The following is a 20440-nucleotide window of genomic DNA, read 5'->3' as shown; positions in this document are numbered from 1 at the left end:
GCGCCTGCCGCAGGGTGCGAACGGAAGGTCCTGCGGACCTTTTCGCAGCCTGCGGCAGCAGCTACAGGTCGGTGAATACGCCACGAACCGGGCAAACACCGACATCCCCTCTAGGAGCAACTCCTGCAGAGGCATACAATCGCCAACCGCGCTCCGATGGCTGATTTGCCCCGCATGTTGACCTGTTCCGTACACCCGCTCCCCTACCGCACCAACCCCGCCGAGTATTTCGCGGCAATCGAGCACGCCCCCGGCGCCGTGCTGCTGGACAGCGGCCGGCCCAGCGCCGAGCGCGGGCGCTATGACCTGCTCAGCGCCTGGCCCCTGGCGCAGTTGACCGTGGCCGCCGCAGAAAGCGGCAGGGGCTTTCTCCAGCGCCTGCGGGACAACCTGGGGCAACTGGGCCCGGCGCAACTGCCCGCGCCTTATGAACTGCCCTTCGCCGGCGGCCTGATCGGCTACCTCAGCTATGACTTCGGCCGCCATCTGGAGCGCCTGCCAAGCCAGGCCCGGGATGACCTGCAACTGCCCGACGCACGCTTTGGCCTGTATGCCTGGGCGCTGATCAACGACCACCAGGCAGGCACCAGCCAGCTGGTGTTCCACCCCAGCCTGGATGACACCGAGCGCCAGCGCCTGATTCAACTGTTCAGCCAGCCTCTGCCCGCGTCGCAGCCGGCATTCAAGCTGACCGGCGCCATGCTGGCTGATCTGAGCGCCGAGGACTACCGCCAGGCGTTCCAGCGCATCCAGCACTACATCCAGGCCGGCGACTGCTATCAGGTGAACTTCGCCCAGCGCTTTCGCGGCCAGTACCAGGGTGATCCCTGGGCGGCCTATTGCGCCCTGCGCGCCGCCTGCCCGACCCCCTTCTCGGGTTTCCAGCGGCTGCCGGAAGGCGGTGCGGTGCTGAGCCTGTCGCCGGAGCGCTTCGTCCACGTCAGCCAGGGCCGGGTGGAAACCCGCCCGATCAAAGGCACCCGCCCCCGCGGCCGGGATGCGGCGCAAGACGCGGCCAATGCCGCCGAGCTGCTGGCCAGCCCCAAGGACCGGGCGGAAAACCTGATGATCGTCGACCTGCTGCGCAACGACCTGGGGCGCACCTGCCGCATAGGCTCGGTACGGGTACCGGAGCTGTTCAGCCTGGAAAGCTACCCCAACGTGCACCACCTGGTGAGCAGCGTCACTGGCGAGCTGGCGGACGGCAAGGACGCCCTGGACCTGATCGCCGGCAGCTTTCCCGGTGGCTCGATCACCGGAGCACCGAAGATCCGCTCGATGCAGATCATCGATGAGCTGGAACCCACGCGGCGTGCGCTGTACTGCGGTTCGCTGCTGTACCTGGACGTGCGCGGAGAAATGGACAGTTCGATCGCCATCCGCAGCCTACTGGCCAAGGATGGGCAGATCTGTTGCTGGGGCGGCGGCGGAATAGTCGCGGATTCCGACTGGCAGGAGGAATACCAGGAATCCATCACCAAGGTGCGGGTGTTGTTGGAAACGCTGCAGGGGCTTTAGGGCCTCTTCGCCGGCAAGCCGGCTCCTACAAGCGTGCGTCGTTCTCCCACCCGTAGGAGCTGGCTTGCCAGCGAAGGCGTCGGCAGGATTTGCGCAAAATCCAGGGGCCCCTTCGCCGGCAAGCCGGCTCCTACAAGAGCGCGTCGTTCTCCCACCCGTAGGAGCTGGCTTGCCAGCGAAGGCGTCGGCAGGATTTGTGAAAAATCCAAGGGTCTCTTCGCCGGCGAACCGGTTTACAGGCTCAGGGGACGATTGGAAGCCTTGATGAACTCCTGCTTCAGCTCGGCAAAGCTGTGCACCGCCGGGAACTGCGGGAACTCGCGGATCACGTTGTCCGGGGCGTGGAACAGGATGCCGGCATCCGCCTCACCGAGCATCGTCGTGTCGTTGTAGGAATCCCCCGCCGCAATCACCCGGTAGTACAGGCTCTTGAAGGCCAGCACCGACTGGCGCTTGGGGTCTTTCTGGCGCAACTGATAGCCGGTCACCCGGCCGCCGTCATCGGTGATCAGGCGGTGGCAAAGCAGGGTCGGAAAGCCCAGCTGGCGCATCAGGGGCTGGGAAAATTCATAGAAGGTGTCGGAAAGGATCACCACCTGGAAGCGCTCGCGCAGCCAGTTGACGAATTCCACCGCGCCGTCCAGTGGCTTGAGGGTGGCGATCACTTCCTGGATATCCGAAAGCTTCAGGCCGTGTTCGTCGAGAATCCGCAGGCGCTGTTTCATTAGCACGTCGTAGTCGGGAATATCCCGGGTGGTTGCCTTGAGGGATTCAATCCCGGTTTTTTCGGCAAAGGCGATCCAGATTTCCGGGACCAGTACACCTTCCAGATCGAGACAGGCAATTTCCACAAGACACTCCCATTGGTTCTGATTATTTAAATTGAGCGAGCAAAAGGACTGCCGAACTCTAGCGATTCGCCTGCACAGGCGCAACGCAGAGGAGCGCGCCAGGGCGGTGTGGATTTTGTTAAGATCGCCCCCCTATAGAGCGCACAGCGCCACCGACCTGTAGGAAACCGCCCTGATGACCCCATCGTTCGACGTCGCTGAACTCGCTGCGACCTATGCCAACAAGTCTGCCCAGGACATTCTCAAACTGGCCTTTGCCCAGTTCGGCGATGACCTGTGGATTTCCTTCAGCGGCGCCGAGGACGTGGTGCTGGTGGACATGGCCTGGAAGCTGAACAAGAACGTCAAGGTGTTCAGCCTGGATACCGGCCGCCTGCACCCGGAAACCTACCGTTTCATCGATCAGGTGCGTGAACACTACAAGATCCAGATCGAGCTGATCTCGCCGGACCACAGCAAGCTCGAACCCTTCGTCAAGGAAAAGGGCCTGTTCAGCTTCTATAAGGACGGCCATGGCGAGTGCTGCGGTATCCGCAAGATCGAACCGCTGCGGCGCAAGCTGTCCACCGTCAGCGCTTGGGCCACCGGCCAGCGCCGTGATCAGAGCCCGGGTACCCGCAGCCAGGTGGCGGTGCTGGAAGTCGACACAGCCTTCTCCACGCCGGAGCGCACCCTGTACAAGTTCAACCCACTGGCACAAATGAGCAGCGAGGAGATCTGGGGTTACATCCGCATGCTCGAACTGCCCTACAACAGCCTGCATGAACGCGGCTTCATCAGCATCGGCTGCGAGCCCTGCACCCGCCCGGTACTGCCCAACCAGCACGAGCGCGAAGGCCGCTGGTGGTGGGAGGAAGCCACCCAGAAAGAATGCGGCTTGCACGCCGGCAACATCATCAGCAAAGCCTGACCCCCTTCCCTGCGGGCGCGCCTGAAGGACGCCCGCACTGAAAGCCAACCCGCAGCAAAACCTGTACACAAGAATGTCACCGTCGGTGCCATTTTTGTGTGCACTTCAAAGATTCCCCGCCCCAAAAGGTTACAAGCCTTTCCTGCGCCGATATCCATTGGGCGCCAAGCCGTGCCTGGCGAAAAATAAATACCTGTTCAAACGGTCAATTTTTAATCTCGTCTTTTCAGAAGGTTAGGAATAACCCATAACAAAACGAAATCAGCAGCCAATTTCATAGTCGTGAAATTGGCACAGAAGTGGCTTTAGTGGATTTATGTTTTGTATACAAAAAAACCAAAACATACATACACTAACCGTCCGCACGCCTGACCCACGACTCAAGCTGCAGATGCCCCGAACCCAGTGATTCCTCCCCTGTGACGAAGATTGTCGAGCCCCCTCGCTCAAGCACAGTCATCCAGGGCCGGAGTCAGGAGCATGCCGGAATGCGTACCAGCCCTTCCAACAACATCGCACTGGATCTGCCCTCCTCGCTGCATTCGCACAACGTCCAACAACCGGTCGCTGATGCGGCCCCCATCGCGCTCAGCCCACGCCTGCACAACCGCGACCTGGCACCGACCAAGGTCGAAGGTCGGCGCTGGGGTGGCTACAGCATCTTCGCCTTGTGGACTAACGATGTGCACAACATCGCCAACTACTCCTTCGCCATCGGCCTCTACGCCCTGGGCCTGGGCGGCTGGCAGATCCTGCTGTCCCTGGGGATAGGCGCGGCGCTGGTGTATTTCTTCATGAACCTGTCCGGCTACATGGGGCAGAAGACCGGGGTGCCGTTCCCGGTGATCAGCCGCATCAGCTTCGGCATCCATGGCGCGCAGATTCCGGCACTCATCCGGGCAGTGATCGCCATCGCCTGGTTCGGCATCCAGACCTACCTGGCCTCGGTGGTGTTTCGCGTGCTGCTCACGGCCATCCATCCGGGCTTCGCCGATTACGACCACAACTCGATCCTCGGCCTCTCGACCCTGGGCTGGGCCTGCTTCCTGGTGATCTGGCTGGTGCAACTGGCGATCCTCGCCTATGGCATGGAAATGATCCGGCGCTACGAAGCCTTCGCCGGGCCGATCATCCTGCTGACCGTGGCCTGCCTGGCCGCCTGGATGTACACCCAGGCCGACGGGCAGATCGCCTGGTCGATCCGCGAACCTCTGACCGGCAGCGAAATGTGGCGGCAGATCTTCGCCGGCGGCGCCCTGTGGCTGGCAATCTACGGCACCCTGATCCTCAACTTCTGCGACTTTGCCCGCTCCTCGCCGTGCCGCAAGACCATCAAGGTCGGCAACTTCTGGGGCCTGCCGGTGAACATCCTGGTGTTCGCCACCATCACCGTGCTGCTGTGCGGCGCGCAGTTCCAGATCAATGGCCGGGTCATCGAAAGCCCCACGGAGATCATCGCCTCGATCCCCAACACACTGTTCCTGGTCCTGGGCTGCCTGGCCTTTCTGATCGTGACCGCGGCGGTGAACATCATGGCCAACTTCGTCGCCCCGGCCTTCGTCCTCAGCAACCTGGCGCCCAAGTACCTGACCTTCCGCCGCGCCGGGCTGATCAGCGCGGCGCTGGCGGTGCTGATCCTGCCGTGGAACCTGTACAACAGCCCGCTGGTGATCGTGTATTTCCTCTCCGGCCTGGGCGCCCTGCTCGGCCCGCTGTACGGGGTGATCATGGTGGACTACTGGATCCTGCGCAAAGCCCAGGTCAACGTGCCGCAGCTCTATAGCGAAGACCCGCAAGGCGCCTATTTCTACAGCCGCGGGGTCAACCTGCGAGCAGTGGCGGCCTTTATTCCCGCGGCGCTGATCGCCATCGTGCTGGCCCTGGTGCCGGGTTTTGCCAGCGTCTCGCCATTCTCCTGGCTGATCGGCGCCGGCATCGCCGGGATGCTCTACCTGATCATCGCCAAGCGCCAGCCCGGCTACGCGGACGTCAGTGGCGAAAGCATCGCCGTGGACAACGTCAGCCATTGAACCTGCCCGGCCCGGCGCGCCGGGCCTGAACTGCCCAACCTGCAAGGAACCCTCATGCGAATTCTCGTGGTCAACGTCAACACCACCGACTCCATCACCCAGGCCATCGCCCACCAGGCACAAAGCGTGGCAGCGCCGGACACCGAGATCATCGGCCTGACTCCCTACTTCGGCGCCGAATCGGTGGAAGGCAACTTCGAAAGCTACCTGGCGGCCATCGCCGTAATGGACCGGGTGCTGGCCTACGACCAGCCCTATGACGCGGTGATCCAGGCCGGCTACGGCGAGCACGGCCGCGAAGGCTTGCAGGAACTGCTGAACGTGCCAGTGGTGGACATCACCGACGCCGCCGCCAGCACTGCCATGTTCCTTGGCCACGCCTACTCGGTGGTCACCACCCTGGACCGCACCGTGCCGCTGATCGAAGACCGGCTCAAGCTCTCCGGCCTTTATGACCGCTGCGCCTCGGTGCGGGCCAGCGGCCTGGCGGTACTGGAGCTGGAGGAAGACCCGCTGCGCGCCGTGGAAGCCATCGTGCGCCAGGCCGAACGGGCGGTGACCGAGGACAAGGCCGAAGTCATCTGCCTGGGCTGCGGGGGCATGGCCGGCCTGGATGAACAGATTCGCTTGCGCACCGGGGTGCCGGTGGTGGACGGAGTAACGGCAGCAGTGACCATTGCCGAGTCCCTGGTGCGTCTGGGGCTATCCACATCCAAGGTACGCACCTATGCCACGCCCCGGCCCAAGCGAGTGCTGGGCTGGCCCTTGCGGGCGGGGCGCTGAGGCCGGCGGTACATAGAGTCGTCGCCAGGCCGGCTCCTACAAGGCGCTGAAGGCCTGAGCCAGGCCTTGCTCGGCGAACTGCTCAATGACGAAGTCGACGAAGGCCCGCGTCTTGCCCGGGAGCATCTTGTGCTCGGCGTAGTAGATCGAGGTAAAGCCATCGTCCACGTACCAGTCCGGCAACACCCGCTGCAAGGCCCCGGAACGCAGGTAATTGACGGCAAACGGCATGCTCACCAAGGCCAAGCCCAGCCCTTGGGCCGCGGCGATGCAGGCGGCCTCGGAATCGCTCATGGTCATGCTGGCCTTGAGCTCCAGCGGGCACATCAGCCCTCCCCGACCGGTCATCTGCCAGGTGCGGATGCGCCCGGTCTGGGGGGAGCGGATAAGAATCCCCCGGCAATGCCGCAGGTCTTCGGGCCCGTTGATCGGTGCCCGCCCCCGCAGGTAATCGGCGCTTGCCACCAGCACCCGGTGAGCCGGCGACAGCCGCCGGGCGACCACTCCCTGGGGCAATTCGAAACCGCCGCCAATGGCCGCATCAAAACCTTGGCCGATCAGGTCCACCTGGCGGTTGTCGAAATGCCAGTCGGGATGAATATCCGGGTAGCGGCGCAAAAAGGCGCCGAGCATCGGCACTATGTACAGCCCGCCGAACACCGTGCCCATGCTGACCTTGAGCGTCCCCGCCGGGCGCCCCTGGGCATCGGCCAGGGTGCTGACCGCGTTCTGGATGGTCTGCAGGCTGTCGGCGACTTCCGCGAGAAACAGGCGGCCGGCCTCGGTCAGGGTCAGGCGTCGGGTGCTGCGCTGGAACAGGCGCACACCAACCCGGGTTTCCAGCTTGGCCACGCTCTTGCCCACCGCCGCCGGGGTCAGGCCGAGCCGCCGCGCCGCCTCGGCAAAGCTGCCGACTTCAGCGCTGCGGACAAAACATTCGATACTGCTAAAGGCTTCCATAGAGGCCACTCTAAACTTCTGGTTTACACAGAGTATAGAAATTACCGGCTACACAGAGGCTAATCCGCGGCCGATACTCGCTCCAAGCACAAGGCACCCGGCCTTGAATCTCTGGAGAAGCACATGAGCACATTTGACCTCAGCGGCAAAGTAGCCTTGATCCAAGGCGGTTCCCGTGGCATTGGCGCAGCCATTGTCGAGCGCTTGGCGGCAGAAGGCGCCAGCGTCGCCTTTACCTACGTCAGTTCGGCGAGCAAGGCCCAGGCCCTGCAGGACAGCATCATCGCCAAGGGTGGCAAGGCCCTGGCGATCCACGCCGACAGCGCCGACGCCGAGGCCATCCGCCGCGCAGTGAACGACAGCGTCAAGGCCTTTGGCCGACTCGATATCCTGGTCAACAACGCCGGGGTGCTGGCCATTGCGCCATTGGACGAGTTCAAGCTGGAGGACTTCGACCGGACCCTGGCCATCAACGTGCGCAGCGTATTCATCGCCACCCAGGAAGCCGCACGACACATGGGCGAAGGTGGCCGCATCATCAACATCGGCAGCACCAACGCCGACCGCATGCCATTCGCCGGTGGCGGCCCCTACGCCATGAGCAAGGCCGCACTGGTGGGCCTGACCAAGGGCCTGGCCCGGGACCTTGGCCCGCGGGGCATCACCATCAACAACGTCCAGCCCGGCCCGGTGGACACCGACATGAACCCGGCGGACAGTGACTTCGCCGCGAGCCTGATGGACCTGATGGCTATCCGTCGCTATGGCCATGCCGAAGAAGTCGCCGGTTTCGTCGCCTACCTGGCCAGCGCCGAAGCGGGCTATATCACCGGCGCCAGCCTGACCATCGACGGTGGCTTCGGCGCCTGATACCCCACAAAAAAACGGGCCGCCGGTGACCGGCGGCCCGTTTTTCAGTGCCTTTAAAACAGCGGTTTGCTACCGCTCAGCCATCAGTCCCAGTGCAGGTGGGGCAAGCCGCAGGCAGCCGGCTGAAAGCCTTTGAGGGAACGGATGATCCCGTGGGCATGGGCAAACTTGCTATCGGCCATGGCCGGATCGGGCACTGCGATCACGCTCATGCCAGCGGCCCTGGCCGCGGTCACGCCAAACGGCGAATCCTCGAACACCAGACACTCGGCCGGGGCCACCCCCAGGCGAAGGGCAGCCGTGAGGAAGATATCCGGCGCCGGCTTGGCCGCCGTCACTTCCGGATCGTCGGCGGTGACGATGGTGTCGAACAGCGCGAACCAGTCGCCATGGCGGGTGGTTTTCTCGCCGAACGACATCTGCGACGAACTGGTGCCCACGGCAATGGGGATCCGGTGCTCCTTCAAGTGCCGCACCAGCTCTTGGGCCCCGGGCATGGCCTGGGCGCGGGGAAAGCGCTCACGCATCAACGGTTCGCGCATCACCAGGAACTCTTCGGCGCTGATGGGCAGGTCCAGGGCCTGGACCACATAGCGCGCCAGGTCGCCGGCCCCCCGGCCGATGATGTTCTGCTTGATGGTCCAATCGTAGGTGCGGCCATAACGCTCGGCGATCAACTGGGTGATCTCGGTGTAGATGCCCTCGGTGTCCAGGAGCAAGCCGTCCATGTCGAAAATGACGGCCTTGACCGGCCCCAAATCATTCAACTGTGCATTCATCGCATCTGATCCGTTAGCAAAAGTACATTCCAGGGAGCGGCTCAGGTACGGCCAGTTCTTCTTGGCAATTCATCAATTAAAGGATTCAGCAGCATAGCGGCGGGCTTGGGTCGGGAGCAACCGAGGGGGCTGGACGGCGGTTGCTGCGGACCTTAGTCGGCTGCACCAGGCGGGCTCTTGTCGCCTTCCGGCGCCTCTTGCAGAGGTACGCGTGCATCGTCCTGCAATGAACCGGGGGCTTCATTCCCGGGGTCGTTGATCACCTCCGGCTCGTCGGAAGCGGGCTGTGCCTGGCCTGGCGTCTCGCGGGGCATGATCGTCTCCTTGAACATCGGGACTCAGAGCCTTGAGTATGGCGAAGCCTGGGGCAAGCCACACAAAAAACCCGGCGCAGGGCCGGGTTTTCTTCAGGCAAGGCAGAATCAGTGACGCTTCTTGTGACCCATGCTGCTACCCAGGGCGCCACCGGCCGCGCCGCCGATACCGGCACCGACGGTCGAGCCGGTGCTACCGCCCAGGCGATTGCCGATCAGCGAGCCACCGGCCGAACCCAGGCCACCACCGATGGCCGCCTTGGCCCGGCTGCCTTTGCGCGCCCCGGCCGCACTGCCTGCCGCACCGGCGACACCCGCGCCGATTGCCGCACCGGTACTGCCACCGAGCTTCTGCCCGACCACATTGCCCAACGCGCCGCCAAGCCCGCCACCAATGGCCGCAGTGCCATCGCCGGCCATAGCGCCTTGAGCCAGCAGAAGTCCCACAACCAGGGCAGGTAGAGTTAAACGCATGACTTGAACCTCAAAGAAAGACTGTCGGACTGACAAGAAAGCCCAGTGCCACGCTGGCCAATTCGAGCTATCGCGGCCGCACCCGGGTTGCTCCCAGGTGCCTTGGACAGCTGATTTTAAAAGAGTTTTATGCCCGCGCAAAAAAAAGCCCGCTGGGGAACGGGCTAGGGATGCTGCTTTTAACGGATGGTTCGAGCCTACTCAGGCAGATGTGAAGATTATGTGAAAAGAGCCTGTCAGTGGGAGCAACACCAACAGACCTTGAGCTTCACCTATCCCGAGGCATCTTCAGCTCACCTTACCGAAAATGTTCAGACCGGGCCGCTGGCAGGCAACGCCTTGGAACGTTACCAGTGCAACGCCCCGATCTCCGCCACAGAGGCTCGAACGCAGTTGCACTCAACGAATGCTGCGGATGCTGCCTTTATTGCCTTTGACCGTGACCGAGACTTTCTTGAAGACAAAGTAGTTTTCTTCACTCACTTCATAACGCGGAGCAACGATCAGGTCAGCGCCCGAAGATTTGACTGCCTTGAAAGCCGCGGCGGACTTGACCGCACTAACCGGATCAAAGCCCAGGCCGCCCAGTGCACCACTGCCGTCACCACCGTAAGCCACACCGTCGGCAAACTGGCTATCGCCACCGAACTTCAGGAAACCAAACAGGATGTTGACCGACGACTGACCGGAAATCGCTTCGCCCACTACTACATCCGCCTTCAGGTCAGCCTTGACCTGACTGTCGATTGGCGAAGATGGCTGGCTGGTGTTGTAGCTGGTGCAACCTGCAGCGGTGGCAACAAGAGTGGACAGTGCGAGGAGTTTGAAAATGGCTTTCACGTTTATTTCCTTATCACGCTACATATAAAAAGCATCATCGCTGGATGCGCAGCCCCGTTTGAGTCGGGATAAGGAACATATCGTTACTTATAACAAATTGAGATAAGAAAATTCCGAAACACACAGAAAACATCTTAATAAATAGCCCAAAAAGCTCCCTAGCGAACAATGGGTCCTCGCCAACCTTTCCCCTGAAAAACCTCCAGGCAATAAAAAGCCCCGCATAAAGCGGGGCTGTCTGCACCCTGCGTTACCTTCTCTTCGGCAACGCCCTGGGGAAAAACATCTTGTTGCTGGCTACAGGCACCGCCGCCTTTCTCTTGCTGACAACTGTGCCAGAAGATTCAACCTCTGCTTCGAATGCAGCCTGACCGCAACGCACCAAGTTGTTGATTGGGAACTCATCCCCGTTGTCTTCAATATAAGCAAGACTCCTCATACCCAGCTCCCTCCAACAACCGACCAGTACCGGCAAGCTCCTGATTGCCTGGAAAATACTGCTCGTCACGGCAGTTCAGACTAGACAGTCATTTGCCGACCCGCCGTTCAAAACAGACAGGCGCCGACGAGTGGCTGCACGCCATAGGCGACGATGGATCGCTCCACCTCCCGAACGCACGTAAAGGCTGAAAATGGGCCGGTTGTCGTCGGGTTACTACAGCTGGCATTAAAGCTTTAAAGACCAGCCCGGAAGCATGTGCTCAAGCTCTTCATTACTTCATCTGCCGCCACCATCTGAAAAACCCAGTTTTTTATATCTTTGTCAATAGTGCCGTTGAGCGACTGTGCGGGAAATAACGCGGTGCTAGGCTTTCCTGGCGTCACACCATGCGCGCGCCCGATCTGTTCAGGCTATTGATAAAGGCAGGTCAGGCTCAGGTATAAGCCGCTTGTCAGATGACTGAAAGGATTCGAACATGAAAAAGTCCATAACTGCTCTGGCCGTATCCGCGACGATCGCTTTCACCGCAACTGTCGCGAACGCTTCCGTACATCCAACCCCGATCAAGGCTCCGCAGACCGTCAATCAGGTGACAGCTTCTACTGACACCCCTTTCGGAACCCAAAAAGCAGCGGGCGAAATCCAGATGGCCAGCCTGGCCAGAAGCTGCTCCGATAGCCGATATTCCTGGTGGGAATACAGCGGTTGGGAAATCGTCGGCTGCCTCATAAGCGGCCAGTGGTAACTCTTCAGGCGTAGCTGGTGCGTGGCTTGCCGAATGAGCGCGCACCAGAGCCTGCTACAGGCTGCCCCGGGGTCAACCCAACACAACTTCCCCTACCCGCTCCATCGGGCCATTTTTCAGACGCCAAAAACCACAAACCCCCGACTTTCTTTAGGAAAGTCAGGGGTTTGTGTTTGTAGAATGTGGCGGTGAAGGAGAGATTCGAAACTACCCGCAAAGTCACTTCCATTATGCAAGTACCCGAAATACAAGGGCTGCAGACCGATTGCTTTCGTAAAAATCGAGGCTCGCCAGTCCCATGGCAGTCCCATGGGTTTGTAAGCCAGGATGCTGCGAGAGGCCAAAAATGCCATCTGCCCCGATTTATGTTGAGCCCTGGGAAAAAGGTAATTTTGGTAATGCGGCGCCAGAAACCAGAGAAACCCAAATGAAATCAGGCACTTGGATGACCTTTCAATAGGTAATAAAAAGGTAAGTAAAAGGTTAGAAAATTACCTTCAGTCCGAGTAATACCTAACAGCCCAAAACCCCAGCAAAATAAGGGCTTGAACAGAATATTACCTTTCTTATTACCTAAAATTACCCTCCAAGGTAATGTCTGAAAGCCACGTTTTATAAGGGCTCCAGCCCGTTTTGACCCATCGATTACCAAAATTACCTTTTTCCCAGCCCTCATCTGAAAAACGCTCCTGAATCATCAGTCCAGGTACTTTTTCACGTCGTCTATATCAGCCCTGAAAAGCAGCACGCTCATGGAGATGCTGTGCAATGCCGCAGAACATCAGATAGCCCCGCCGGCTGGGCCTCACAGCTGTTTTGATAACAAGCTGGCCGGTGGCTCATGCGCATCTGGCGCGAACGAAACCAAAAACGAAAACCCAACCTTTCGCAGCTTTTCGCAACTGCCGACCTTGTAAACCGGGCGTCTCCCCTCCCCGCCCAATTCGCCAGAGCCGCATACCACCGCCCAAGGCCGCTGCACTTCTTCACAAAGCCTTGCACACCGTGCAATCACCAAACACCCGACAGACCCCGCAGCGGGCCTGGGCGGAGGCATGGTTTGCACTACCACCTGGCATTGCACAAAAAAGGAATGCAGAGCCCGTCGGCGGGAGGGGGATAAGTGATTTTCTCCACCGTTTTTTTTGCCACTGGTATTTTTATTAGCCATTGGATTCAATGGGCCTAACCTCTAACTGTCGCTGCCAATTTCAACGACCGGGATTGGCGACACGATCTACAAGACGTAACAACGCCCCTTCCAAACACTGCAGCTGTAGCCGGTTCACCAACCTGCGCGCAGCTGCCACCATTCGGTTGGCGACGTTCGTGGCAGCTCTACAAGAAGTTACACCATGACCGCCCTCACTCCGTCCAAAGTCAAAGCCGAATGGCAACCGTGGGCACACTGGAAGCTCAAGGCGGTACCCAATAGGAGCGACCTAGGCCTTAATCGATGACAGTTGTACAAGCTGAAGTAAATGTACGATTCGATGCGACTGGTGGTAATCCTGCTAGATGAGGTACAACGCTACAACACGATGACGCCGCAGATGATGGCGGCTCGGCTGGACTAAGGACTGAGAGTCTGCGCGGCGTACTGAATACTGCTGGAGCAAGGTCTTCGAGTAAATGAAGGAAAACAGGTTGTTTCGATTTTCGAAACAACTGAACGCAATCGTTGTAGTTTCCCCAACGCTTTGGCTACAAGCACAAGGATTTGACATGCACCATCAGTTGATGCCGGTACTATTTTACGATGACACAGCTGTCTCGTTCGACCAGAACAATGAGCCTTACGTGGCGATGAAACCGATCGTGCTTAACATGGGGCCTGACTGGAACAGTCAGAGAACAAAAATTGTCAAAAAATTCGGACCTACTCTGGAGGGAAGAAACCCGTTAAGCACGACCTGCATCCCATTACACAAGCTTCCGACTTGGCTCTAAGATGAAGCCCGATATGCGGGACAAGATCGTCCGCTACAAGGAAGAGTGCGACGACGCGCTGTGGACTTATGAGATCTTCGACTAACCTAACACCGGCTCACACCTATAAACAATCGAACAGCGCGATTAAAGGCAAGCAATTAATCTGCGCGCAATTCAAAATGGAAGCACTGTAATGATCAATATTTACTCCCAGCGTAATGCAACTCAATATGCAGACAGAAGCATCGTCAACGAATACTGCGACAAACACGGGACAGATGACATTGGCGCGGCGTTCTTGGCGGAAGGCTACACTAGGGCGTTCAACATAGGAACTGATGAGGCATCTATTGAACTCTACACCTTTAACAAACAAAAAGATGACGAGCCAAAGGACTTCACTGGAATCGCTTTGGTATCACTAGGCGGGCACATTGAAGAGTACGTCATGCCAACATTTCATGATGCTCTTGATTTCATGAGGGAATATACCCCCACCATCAAGGACATAATCGCGGTTAGAAACGAGTCGGACTTTTAATCTACAAAAAGCCATTTATTAGGGAGAGCCGAATGGATCGGGAAGATTTTCTCACTGCTGCAAATGTCACTGAAGACGAGTTTAATAGATCGGGCTGCACATTCGAAAATCTTGTAGCAATATATGAGCACTACGGGACAATTCAGTCACATCTAAACTCCGCAGCAAAGATGATTGCGTCTACAATTCAGACATTCGACAAGGTCCACTCCGTTCGCTGGCGTGTAAAAGATCCTAATCACCTGATCAAAAAGATAATCCGTAAAAACCTAGAGGAAAAACCGCAAGAAAAATGGAAAACCGTAAACTCAGATAACTATCTTAAAGTGGCAACCGATTTGATCGGCGTACGCGCACTCCACCTGTTCAAGGATGAGTGCGCGTCGATAGATGAGCACATCCGTGATTACTGGGAGTTGGCAGAAGATGTAATTGCCTACGTTCGCGTGGGAGAGGAACCGCACGACCTGATATCAGCTCGTGGGGCTATCAAAAAAAATCATGACGGCGGTTATCGCTCGATACATTACATAGTCAAAATTCAACCAGCCAAACTCACTTTTTATGCGGAGCTACAAGTTCGAACAATCTTTCAGGAAGGATGGAGCGAGGTTGATCATACCGTACGATATCCAGATTTCTCAGACAATGCCCAGATCGCAGTATTCTTGAGGCTATTCTCCGGCCTTGCAGGTAGTGCAGACGAAATGGGACTCTTCGCAAAAGATTTAAATCATCTTTTGAAAAAAGCAGAAGAAGAAAAATTTAATCTCATTGAAGATCATCAGCGTGTCGCTGCGGAGCTCGAAGATGCGACCAGGAGCGTGGATGCCACACTCGCACGTCTCGAAAGTCTCGAAACAAAGGACGAACAGTCTCAAAAAATTATTAGACAGCTGAAAAAAGACATTCAAAAACTCAAAACTACCGAAGATCTAGCAGGTGCATCCCAGTTCGGAATCAGCAAGCATGGTCTTGAACGTGGCCTTATACCAACAGGAAAAGACATCAATTTTTATTTGGATCTATTGAAGAAGCGCAGCTCTTAGGAAAGTGTCGCATTCTTAGTTTTCTCGGACAGGCCCTGCGCAGCCAGGGCTGCACCTCCAAACGCCGCAGCGTTACTTGGAGGTGGAGTTGGTCCATGAACGTGCTCGGCCAATTGCACGTTCATTTCCTGCACCAGGTCCAGCAGGTCGCACAGCACCTGCAGCACGTTGACCGACTCCGACCCGAGCCAGGTCTTGGGCGCCTGCAGGCGCTGACTGATTCCGCTCACGCTCTTGCGCAGCCCCTGGATCTGCTCCTGCAGGTCGCCACCCACCATGGCGTTGAGCTTCTGCCCCACCACCAGGTTCAAGTCGCGGCCGGTGGCCTGGTGCAGGTCATCCACGGCGGCGAGGCTGGCAGACCCACCGGAAAGCAGCTTGAGCGCGCCCATGGCCTCTATCTTCTTGACCCCTCCTACTGACTCGGTCGAATGGTCGTCCACCGTCCTGGTGTGATTCTGGAAGCGCTCGGCGTTGTCCAGGGCTTCCACTTCACGCTCGATCGCCTTGTCCTGGATCTTTCCATCGGTCAGGCGCAGCCAGTTGCCGTCGGCATCGACCCGCTGCTGGCAGGCCTCGCTGTGCTGCCATACCTGATCACCTTTCGGCACCCGTGGCAGGCTCAGGCCGTGCGGCAGGATCTGCTGGATAAACGGCTTGTGCGGCAGTCCGTAGGCGAAGCACACCACCACCGTGGTGTTTTCCTCGGGGAAACCGAACATGCCGGCCTCTTGGCCGCCCATGGGCGCCGGCAGCGGCAGGCCGGCCAGGATCGGCAGATCCGGATCGGGTTCGCCGTCGGGCAGCAGTACCTGGACGTCCACGCCATAGCGCGGCCGGAAGTCGTCGCACAGCCCGGGCGTCGCCGGCGCATCCGGCACCGCGACCACACGGCCGAAGCGTGGCAGGTGATAGCCACCGGTGAGTTCTGGGAATTGCCGCTCTACGCTGCGGCGGATTGCGTCTTCCATTTGATGGCCATCTGATTGCCGGTGAGCGTCACGCTGGTGACCCGCTCGCCCTGGTTGAAGGTCGCGCCCGGGCGCAGTCCTGGAAGAACCGCGATCATGGCGCTCTGATTGCCCTGGTAGCCGTCGAACAGCTCGACGGGCAGCTGCAGCGGTGCGCGAGTGCCGAAGAAGCTATCCGCCCAACTGCCCACGAACACCTCGCCGTCGCCCTGCTGCTGCCAGATAAAGTCGGGGATGCTGAACACTTGGGCCAGGCTGTCCATAGCCAGGTATCCGCTGGCCAGGCTGTAGAAGAACGGGGCCTTGGTCTGGGCATAGGGCTTTTCCGGTACCCGGAAGCGCAGCCCGGTCTTGCTGCTGATCGCCGCCAGGACGCCCTGCAGATCGACGTGGCGCAGGTTCAGCGGCAGTGGGTTGGCCATGATCGCCGCCAGTTCGCGGCAGACCAGGATCTGCTGCAGACCGTTGACCGCGGTCGATCGCTCCACGTAGCCGATGAAGTGACGCTGCAGCGTGCGCTCGTTGTAACCGATATCAAACGTCACCAGGCCTTTGACCGGCGCCCCGGCCTGGACGGTGAAGGTGGCGCGGCCCGGGCTCTTGGCATCCAGCCGGACTTCGTCTTTGACCAGGTCGTAAGGCTTTCCGCCGATCGTCAGCACCTTGTGCAGTTTCACGACTTGCCCCCCAGGTAGTCGTCCACCCTTTTCAGGACGGACTCAAAGCCGGTCAGCTCCTGGCCAGCCTCGCCGCCGCCTTCGCCTCCCACGCCTTGCCCGGGCGCCGATTGCACGCTGACGCCATTGCCGGCGCGGCGCTTCTCGACTTTCTCCGGATTCGACAGCTTTTCGGACAGTGTGAACTGCACCAGCCAGGCGGCCAGCGAATCATCCTCGCGGGCGCTCACGCCTTCGGAGAACTGCACCTCGCGGATGCCGAAGGCGGCGGCCGTGTCGTTGACGATCCGGTACAGCTTGAGCCGCCCGCCGCCGGCGGTGGCCTCGGCCAGGCGCATCAGGTCGCGCAACTGGCCCTGGTTGACGTAGGGGATCATCAGGGAAACCGTCAACGTCTTGGGCTTGAAGCCCTTGTGGGCGGTATCGGTGTTACTGGTCTGCCCTGACAGATCGTCGCTTTCGATCCGCAGGTTGGCTGTGACCTTCATACGTTTGCCCAGCACCTGCTGGCCGTCGAGTAACAGTGTCATAGGCCCACCAGTTCACGAACGAAGCTCAGGCCCTCCAGCGAGCCCACCAGCAGCACCCCGGCACATAGCACCCACTCATGCCCCGGTGCCTCGCCTTCCAGCAAGGCCCGCCGCAGGTCGCCCGGGCCACCAGGACCAAGCAACCGGGCGCGCATGCTGTGGTCGGCATTGTCACCGGCCAGCAAGGCTTTCAGGTCGTCCAACTGCTGATCGCGGCCTTTCTGCTGGGCGGCCTTGCGCTGGGCCAGGGCCGCCAAGTCGCCCATGGGCGAGCTGTCAGCCGCGTAGCCTTCCAGGACGGCGATCTGGCCCGCCATGGATTGCTTGGCCGCCTTGATCAGGGTGCAGCGTTCCAGGGGCACATGCGCCCAGCGCGGCAGGGTGCCGGCCGTGGGCATCACCCACTTTTCCGTTTCCAGCTTGGCCAGGTGATCGGCGCGGCGTTCTGCGCGCACCAGGTCGGGAATCGGCAGCAGCGCATTGAATCGCGCCAGGGTCTTGGCCAACTGCTCGTAACGGGTGCCGAGGAACATCACCGACAGCGCGTAGTGCTGGCCGATCGGCAGACCGCTGTCGGCACTGTCGCCCAGCTTGAGGGCCAGCTGCTGCAGCAGGTTGGGGGCCGACAGATAGAGTTGATTCCCCCGCCCAGTGCCCACGCCGCTTTGAAACGGCGTCACGGCCAGGCAGGCCGGCGCCTGGCCCATCTGGCTGGTCAGGGCAGCTCTGCCGGCGGCGATCGCCTGTTCAGCTGCAGCACCGACCGGCCCGGGGTTGGTGCTGGTCATGCCATCCAGGCCCGCCAGGCGTTCGGCCGTGCTGGCCAGCTCCCCTCCGGCCAGTGCCTTGGCCTCTGACAGATCACCCATCCAGCGGGTGGCCTGCTCTGGCCAGCGCATGGTCACCGGTGCCCAGGTCATGGCTCTGCGCTCTCCCAGGTCACTGCCTCAAGCGCGACCAGATCACCGCTGGCCAGGGCCTGGTCGAGCCGCTGCTTGAGCGCGTTGGCGCGCTGCAGTGGCTGCAGCTTGAACACGGTGAAGTCGTCACCCACTTTGCGGATCTGCGCGGCGGTGTGCGCCCGAAACTCCTTGGCGCCGGCCTGGTCGCGGCAGGCATAGAGCGTGTCGAGGCCGGCGAGAATGACGCCGGTCAGGTTCAGTTGGTCATCCTGCTGGCTGCTGTACTGGTGAGGGGCACCCAAGGCACTGGACCAGAAGCCCCCGGTGATCGCGGCTTCGCACGCAGCGTTCACCTGCAGGGTGCGTTCGGCGTGCCGGCGCTTGAGCAAGGCCGGAGTGTCGTCCACCCAATCGCCATTGCGCCAGACCTGGCCAGGCCCTGGAACGCTCAGTGTGTAACCAGGCGGCAGCTCGCCCACCTGGTGGATCTGTAGCGGTTCGCCGGTAGCCGTGTTGTAAGCCGTCAGCCCCTGGAAGGACCGCACCAGCTGCCAGCGTTTGCCATTCCAGTGGGGCACCTGGTGTTCACCTGGTGCGGGTGGCGGAACCTCGACGCAGCCACCAGGAATAAGCCAGACGCCTGGCTCCAGGGGGGATTCGTCTGCTGTGATCGACCCGGTATAGATCCCGTACTGATCGGTTTGATAAACGGTCTTGCTCATGATCACCCTCAGTATTTGATACAGGCGAGCAACGCGACGTTGCGCGGCCGGCTTTCGTTGCCGCCGGATGCGTCCACGGTCACCGCGTGGCTGTGCGCGGGTGCGCCTTGAATGGTTATTGCGTGTGAGTGCCCGCCGGCGGGGTTGGTGGTGTGGAGCGAGCCGCCGCCGTTGGCGGTGGTCACGTAGCCGCCGGGGCTGTTGTTCGAGCCCGCGGACTTTGTGAAGGTGTGGGTGTGTTCGCCCGCCCAGTCGCTGCTTGCGCCGTGAGTGTGGTCGCCGGCAAGGTCAGTTCTCGCGGTGTGGGTGTGGAGCGCGTTCTGGCCGCCTTGAACCCCTCCCAGCTCCCGGCCGGGGTCCAGGCCGCGCCCATCGTCCCAACCCCGGATAAACTCGCCGCGCAGGTCCGGGATGTTGAATGTGTCAACCCCGTTGCCGGCGCCAAAACGGGTGCCAATTGCCGCAAACAGCGCGGCATAGGTCACACGGGACACCGGCGCGCCGTTGGCTTTAAGCCACCCGGCCGGGGCCGTCTCCCGGGCAAATACGCTGACCTGGCCAACCAGGGGCGCCATCACCTCAGTCTTGACGTTGTTGACACATTTGGTGGTGGCCAGGATCTCGCTGCTGTTGGTGCCGGGATCGTCACTTTTGGCGTTGGGCAGGTTGCCCAGTTTCACGTCTTCCTTGGTTGTGGCCCGGGCACGCAACTTCGCGTAATCACCTGCGCGGGCGGCGAAGTGCTCCACCAGTGGCCCGTCGATTGGCTCCGCAGAGCGGGTATCCAACAGCGTGTTATCAAGCCAGTTAGCCAGCATTACGCGGAAATGAAGCACGCCGGCCTCATCGACGTAATCCGCTTTGTCCGAATTGGTAACGAACTGCCAACTGGCGATCACGTTACTCATGTGACGCTGCAGCGATACATCCAGCCAGAAGGTCGTGGGCTCAGCCGACACGGGGAAGTCGATCGCCGTAGGCTGCACAACCCGAATGCCCTCAACGTAAGCGGTGCCGGGTGCCAGCCTGAAAACGTTGCCCACACGCTTTAGGCTCAGGGAAGGCCCGAAGTAACAGGCCCGGCCGAACATCTCCCTGTTTGCCAGGCGCTGGCGCTCATCGATGCCGGCGAGCCGAACGGTGAAATCATGTTGCCAGGTGCTGGCGTCCACGGTGACGCCGGTCAGGGCCTTGGCCCCGTCGAATACCAGCAGGAAGTTGCGGGTGACGTTGTTGCCGACCTGCTGAGGCAGCTGGTTTCGGCGCTTCTGCTGCATTGGCACATAGGCCACCGCCAGCAACACATTCTCGACGGTTTCCAGGCCAATCCAGTTCCAGTCGAAGTCCCCGATATCGCTGCCCAGCATCACGCTGTAGACGACCTGGTTAGGGTTCACATAGCCGGCCTGGGTCACGTCGAAGGTGCCAACGATCTGCGCCACCGGCGGTTTGCCGGCGCCACGATCAACCGGCTTTTCAGGATCGAGGCCGGGCACGTTGGCCAAGATGAAACGAGCGGCGGTGAGGACTTTCTGGGCGCCTTGCTTCTGCGCAATCAGGTTTTCGCCCGCCAGGGTAATGGTAGCCCCCATGGGGTTCT

Annotated in this window: 21 protein-coding genes; 9 read left to right on the top strand and 12 right to left on the bottom strand. The window is 60.2% G+C overall.

Features of this window, described 5'->3' with window-relative positions; translation table 11 throughout:
- The first annotated feature begins 174 nt into the window (after positions 1–174).
- Positions 175–1518 (top strand): aminodeoxychorismate synthase component I, encoded by a 1344-nt coding sequence (gene pabB, locus AC1RGE_RS30915; RefSeq protein ID WP_011060176.1) that lies wholly within the window; start codon positions 175–177, stop codon positions 1516–1518.
- Between the two features lie 233 nt (positions 1519–1751).
- Here pabB and thrH read toward each other — a convergent pair whose 3' ends face one another.
- Entirely contained in the window at positions 1752–2369 is a 618-nt protein-coding gene (gene thrH / locus AC1RGE_RS30910; protein ID WP_011060175.1) for a bifunctional phosphoserine phosphatase/homoserine phosphotransferase ThrH, read from the bottom strand.
- A gap of 175 nt (positions 2370–2544) precedes the next feature.
- Between thrH and AC1RGE_RS30905 the strand changes: the two genes are divergently transcribed.
- The 3 genes from AC1RGE_RS30905 to AC1RGE_RS30895 all read left to right on the top strand — a co-directional run bounded on the left by AC1RGE_RS30905 (position 2545) and on the right by AC1RGE_RS30895 (position 6092).
- Positions 2545–3279: a phosphoadenylyl-sulfate reductase gene (locus AC1RGE_RS30905; RefSeq protein ID WP_011060174.1), complete on the top strand. Its 735-nt coding sequence runs from the start codon at positions 2545–2547 to the stop codon at positions 3277–3279.
- A gap of 488 nt (positions 3280–3767) precedes the next feature.
- Complete coding sequence (locus AC1RGE_RS30900) at positions 3768–5309, top strand: NCS1 family nucleobase:cation symporter-1 (protein ID WP_492585646.1); 1542 nt, start codon at positions 3768–3770, stop codon at positions 5307–5309.
- A gap of 54 nt (positions 5310–5363) precedes the next feature.
- A complete protein-coding gene (locus AC1RGE_RS30895) occupies positions 5364–6092 on the top strand; it encodes an aspartate/glutamate racemase family protein (RefSeq protein WP_492585644.1) in 729 nt (242 codons plus the stop codon).
- A gap of 36 nt (positions 6093–6128) precedes the next feature.
- Here AC1RGE_RS30895 and AC1RGE_RS30890 read toward each other — a convergent pair whose 3' ends face one another.
- A complete protein-coding gene (locus AC1RGE_RS30890; protein ID WP_011060171.1) occupies positions 6129–7052 on the bottom strand; it encodes a LysR family transcriptional regulator in 924 nt (307 codons plus the stop codon).
- Positions 7053–7175: 123 nt separating this feature from the next.
- Between AC1RGE_RS30890 and AC1RGE_RS30885 the strand changes: the two genes are divergently transcribed.
- The gene (locus AC1RGE_RS30885; protein WP_019093270.1) at positions 7176–7922 is read left to right on the top strand and encodes a 3-oxoacyl-ACP reductase family protein; all 747 of its coding nucleotides are present in this window, start codon (positions 7176–7178) and stop codon (positions 7920–7922) included.
- 83 nt (positions 7923–8005) lie between these two features.
- On the opposite strand, the gene AC1RGE_RS30880 is transcribed toward AC1RGE_RS30885, so the two are convergent.
- The 4 genes from AC1RGE_RS30880 to AC1RGE_RS30865 all read right to left on the bottom strand — a co-directional run bounded on the left by AC1RGE_RS30880 (position 8006) and on the right by AC1RGE_RS30865 (position 10329).
- Entirely contained in the window at positions 8006–8701 is a 696-nt protein-coding gene (locus AC1RGE_RS30880) for an HAD-IA family hydrolase (RefSeq protein WP_346624459.1), read from the bottom strand.
- Positions 8702–8853: 152 nt separating this feature from the next.
- On the bottom strand, positions 8854–9015 hold the full coding sequence (locus tag AC1RGE_RS30875; protein WP_492585642.1) for a hypothetical protein: 162 nt from the start codon (positions 9013–9015) through the stop codon (positions 8854–8856).
- 108 nt (positions 9016–9123) lie between these two features.
- Entirely contained in the window at positions 9124–9489 is a 366-nt protein-coding gene (locus tag AC1RGE_RS30870; RefSeq protein ID WP_015634733.1) for a glycine zipper domain-containing protein, read from the bottom strand.
- Between the two features lie 399 nt (positions 9490–9888).
- Entirely contained in the window at positions 9889–10329 is a 441-nt protein-coding gene (locus AC1RGE_RS30865) for a hypothetical protein (protein ID WP_011060167.1), read from the bottom strand.
- Positions 10330–11246: 917 nt separating this feature from the next.
- On the opposite strand from AC1RGE_RS30865, the gene AC1RGE_RS30860 reads away from it, so the two are divergent.
- The 4 genes from AC1RGE_RS30860 to AC1RGE_RS30845 all read left to right on the top strand — a co-directional run bounded on the left by AC1RGE_RS30860 (position 11247) and on the right by AC1RGE_RS30845 (position 15038).
- Entirely contained in the window at positions 11247–11516 is a 270-nt protein-coding gene (locus AC1RGE_RS30860; protein WP_019093267.1) for a hypothetical protein, read from the top strand.
- 1632 nt (positions 11517–13148) lie between these two features.
- Complete coding sequence (locus AC1RGE_RS30855; protein ID WP_492585640.1) at positions 13149–13466, top strand: phage antirepressor N-terminal domain-containing protein; 318 nt, start codon at positions 13149–13151, stop codon at positions 13464–13466.
- A 175-nt stretch (positions 13467–13641) separates the two neighbouring features.
- A complete protein-coding gene (locus tag AC1RGE_RS30850; protein WP_492585639.1) occupies positions 13642–13989 on the top strand; it encodes a hypothetical protein in 348 nt (115 codons plus the stop codon).
- 32 nt (positions 13990–14021) lie between these two features.
- Entirely contained in the window at positions 14022–15038 is a 1017-nt protein-coding gene (locus AC1RGE_RS30845) for a RelA/SpoT domain-containing protein (protein ID WP_492585638.1), read from the top strand.
- Here the strand turns inward: AC1RGE_RS30845 and AC1RGE_RS30840 are convergent.
- Genes AC1RGE_RS30840 through AC1RGE_RS30815 form a run of 6 tightly spaced genes read right to left on the bottom strand, consistent with a single transcriptional unit; the run spans position 15035 to position 20432 of the window.
- Complete coding sequence (locus AC1RGE_RS30840; RefSeq protein ID WP_492585637.1) at positions 15035–16009, bottom strand: hypothetical protein; 975 nt, start codon at positions 16007–16009, stop codon at positions 15035–15037. The genes AC1RGE_RS30845 and AC1RGE_RS30840 overlap by 4 nt on opposite strands.
- Entirely contained in the window at positions 15982–16686 is a 705-nt protein-coding gene (locus AC1RGE_RS30835; protein ID WP_492585635.1) for a hypothetical protein, read from the bottom strand. The genes AC1RGE_RS30840 and AC1RGE_RS30835 overlap by 28 nt, the downstream gene beginning before the upstream one ends.
- Positions 16683–17216: a baseplate complex protein gene (locus AC1RGE_RS30830; protein ID WP_492585634.1), complete on the bottom strand. Its 534-nt coding sequence runs from the start codon at positions 17214–17216 to the stop codon at positions 16683–16685. Before AC1RGE_RS30830 ends, AC1RGE_RS30835 begins: the two co-directional genes overlap by 4 nt.
- A complete protein-coding gene (locus AC1RGE_RS30825; protein WP_492585632.1) occupies positions 17213–18136 on the bottom strand; it encodes a hypothetical protein in 924 nt (307 codons plus the stop codon). The genes AC1RGE_RS30830 and AC1RGE_RS30825 overlap by 4 nt, the downstream gene beginning before the upstream one ends.
- Positions 18133–18840 carry a DUF4376 domain-containing protein gene (locus tag AC1RGE_RS30820; protein WP_492585630.1) on the bottom strand — a complete coding sequence of 236 codons (708 nt, stop codon included), beginning with the start codon at positions 18838–18840 and terminating at the stop codon, positions 18133–18135. The genes AC1RGE_RS30825 and AC1RGE_RS30820 overlap by 4 nt, the downstream gene beginning before the upstream one ends.
- 8 nt (positions 18841–18848) lie before the next feature.
- On the bottom strand, positions 18849–20432 hold the full coding sequence (locus tag AC1RGE_RS30815) for a phage tail-collar fiber domain-containing protein (RefSeq protein ID WP_492585628.1): 1584 nt from the start codon (positions 20430–20432) through the stop codon (positions 18849–18851).
- Between the last annotated feature and the right edge of the window lie 8 nt (positions 20433–20440).

It is taken from the genome of Pseudomonas sp. GW823-FHT02C05, from assembly GCF_058797595.1.
The sequence above is the reverse complement of the archived record's forward strand: the minus strand, read 5'-3'. Positions and strand labels throughout refer to the sequence as shown.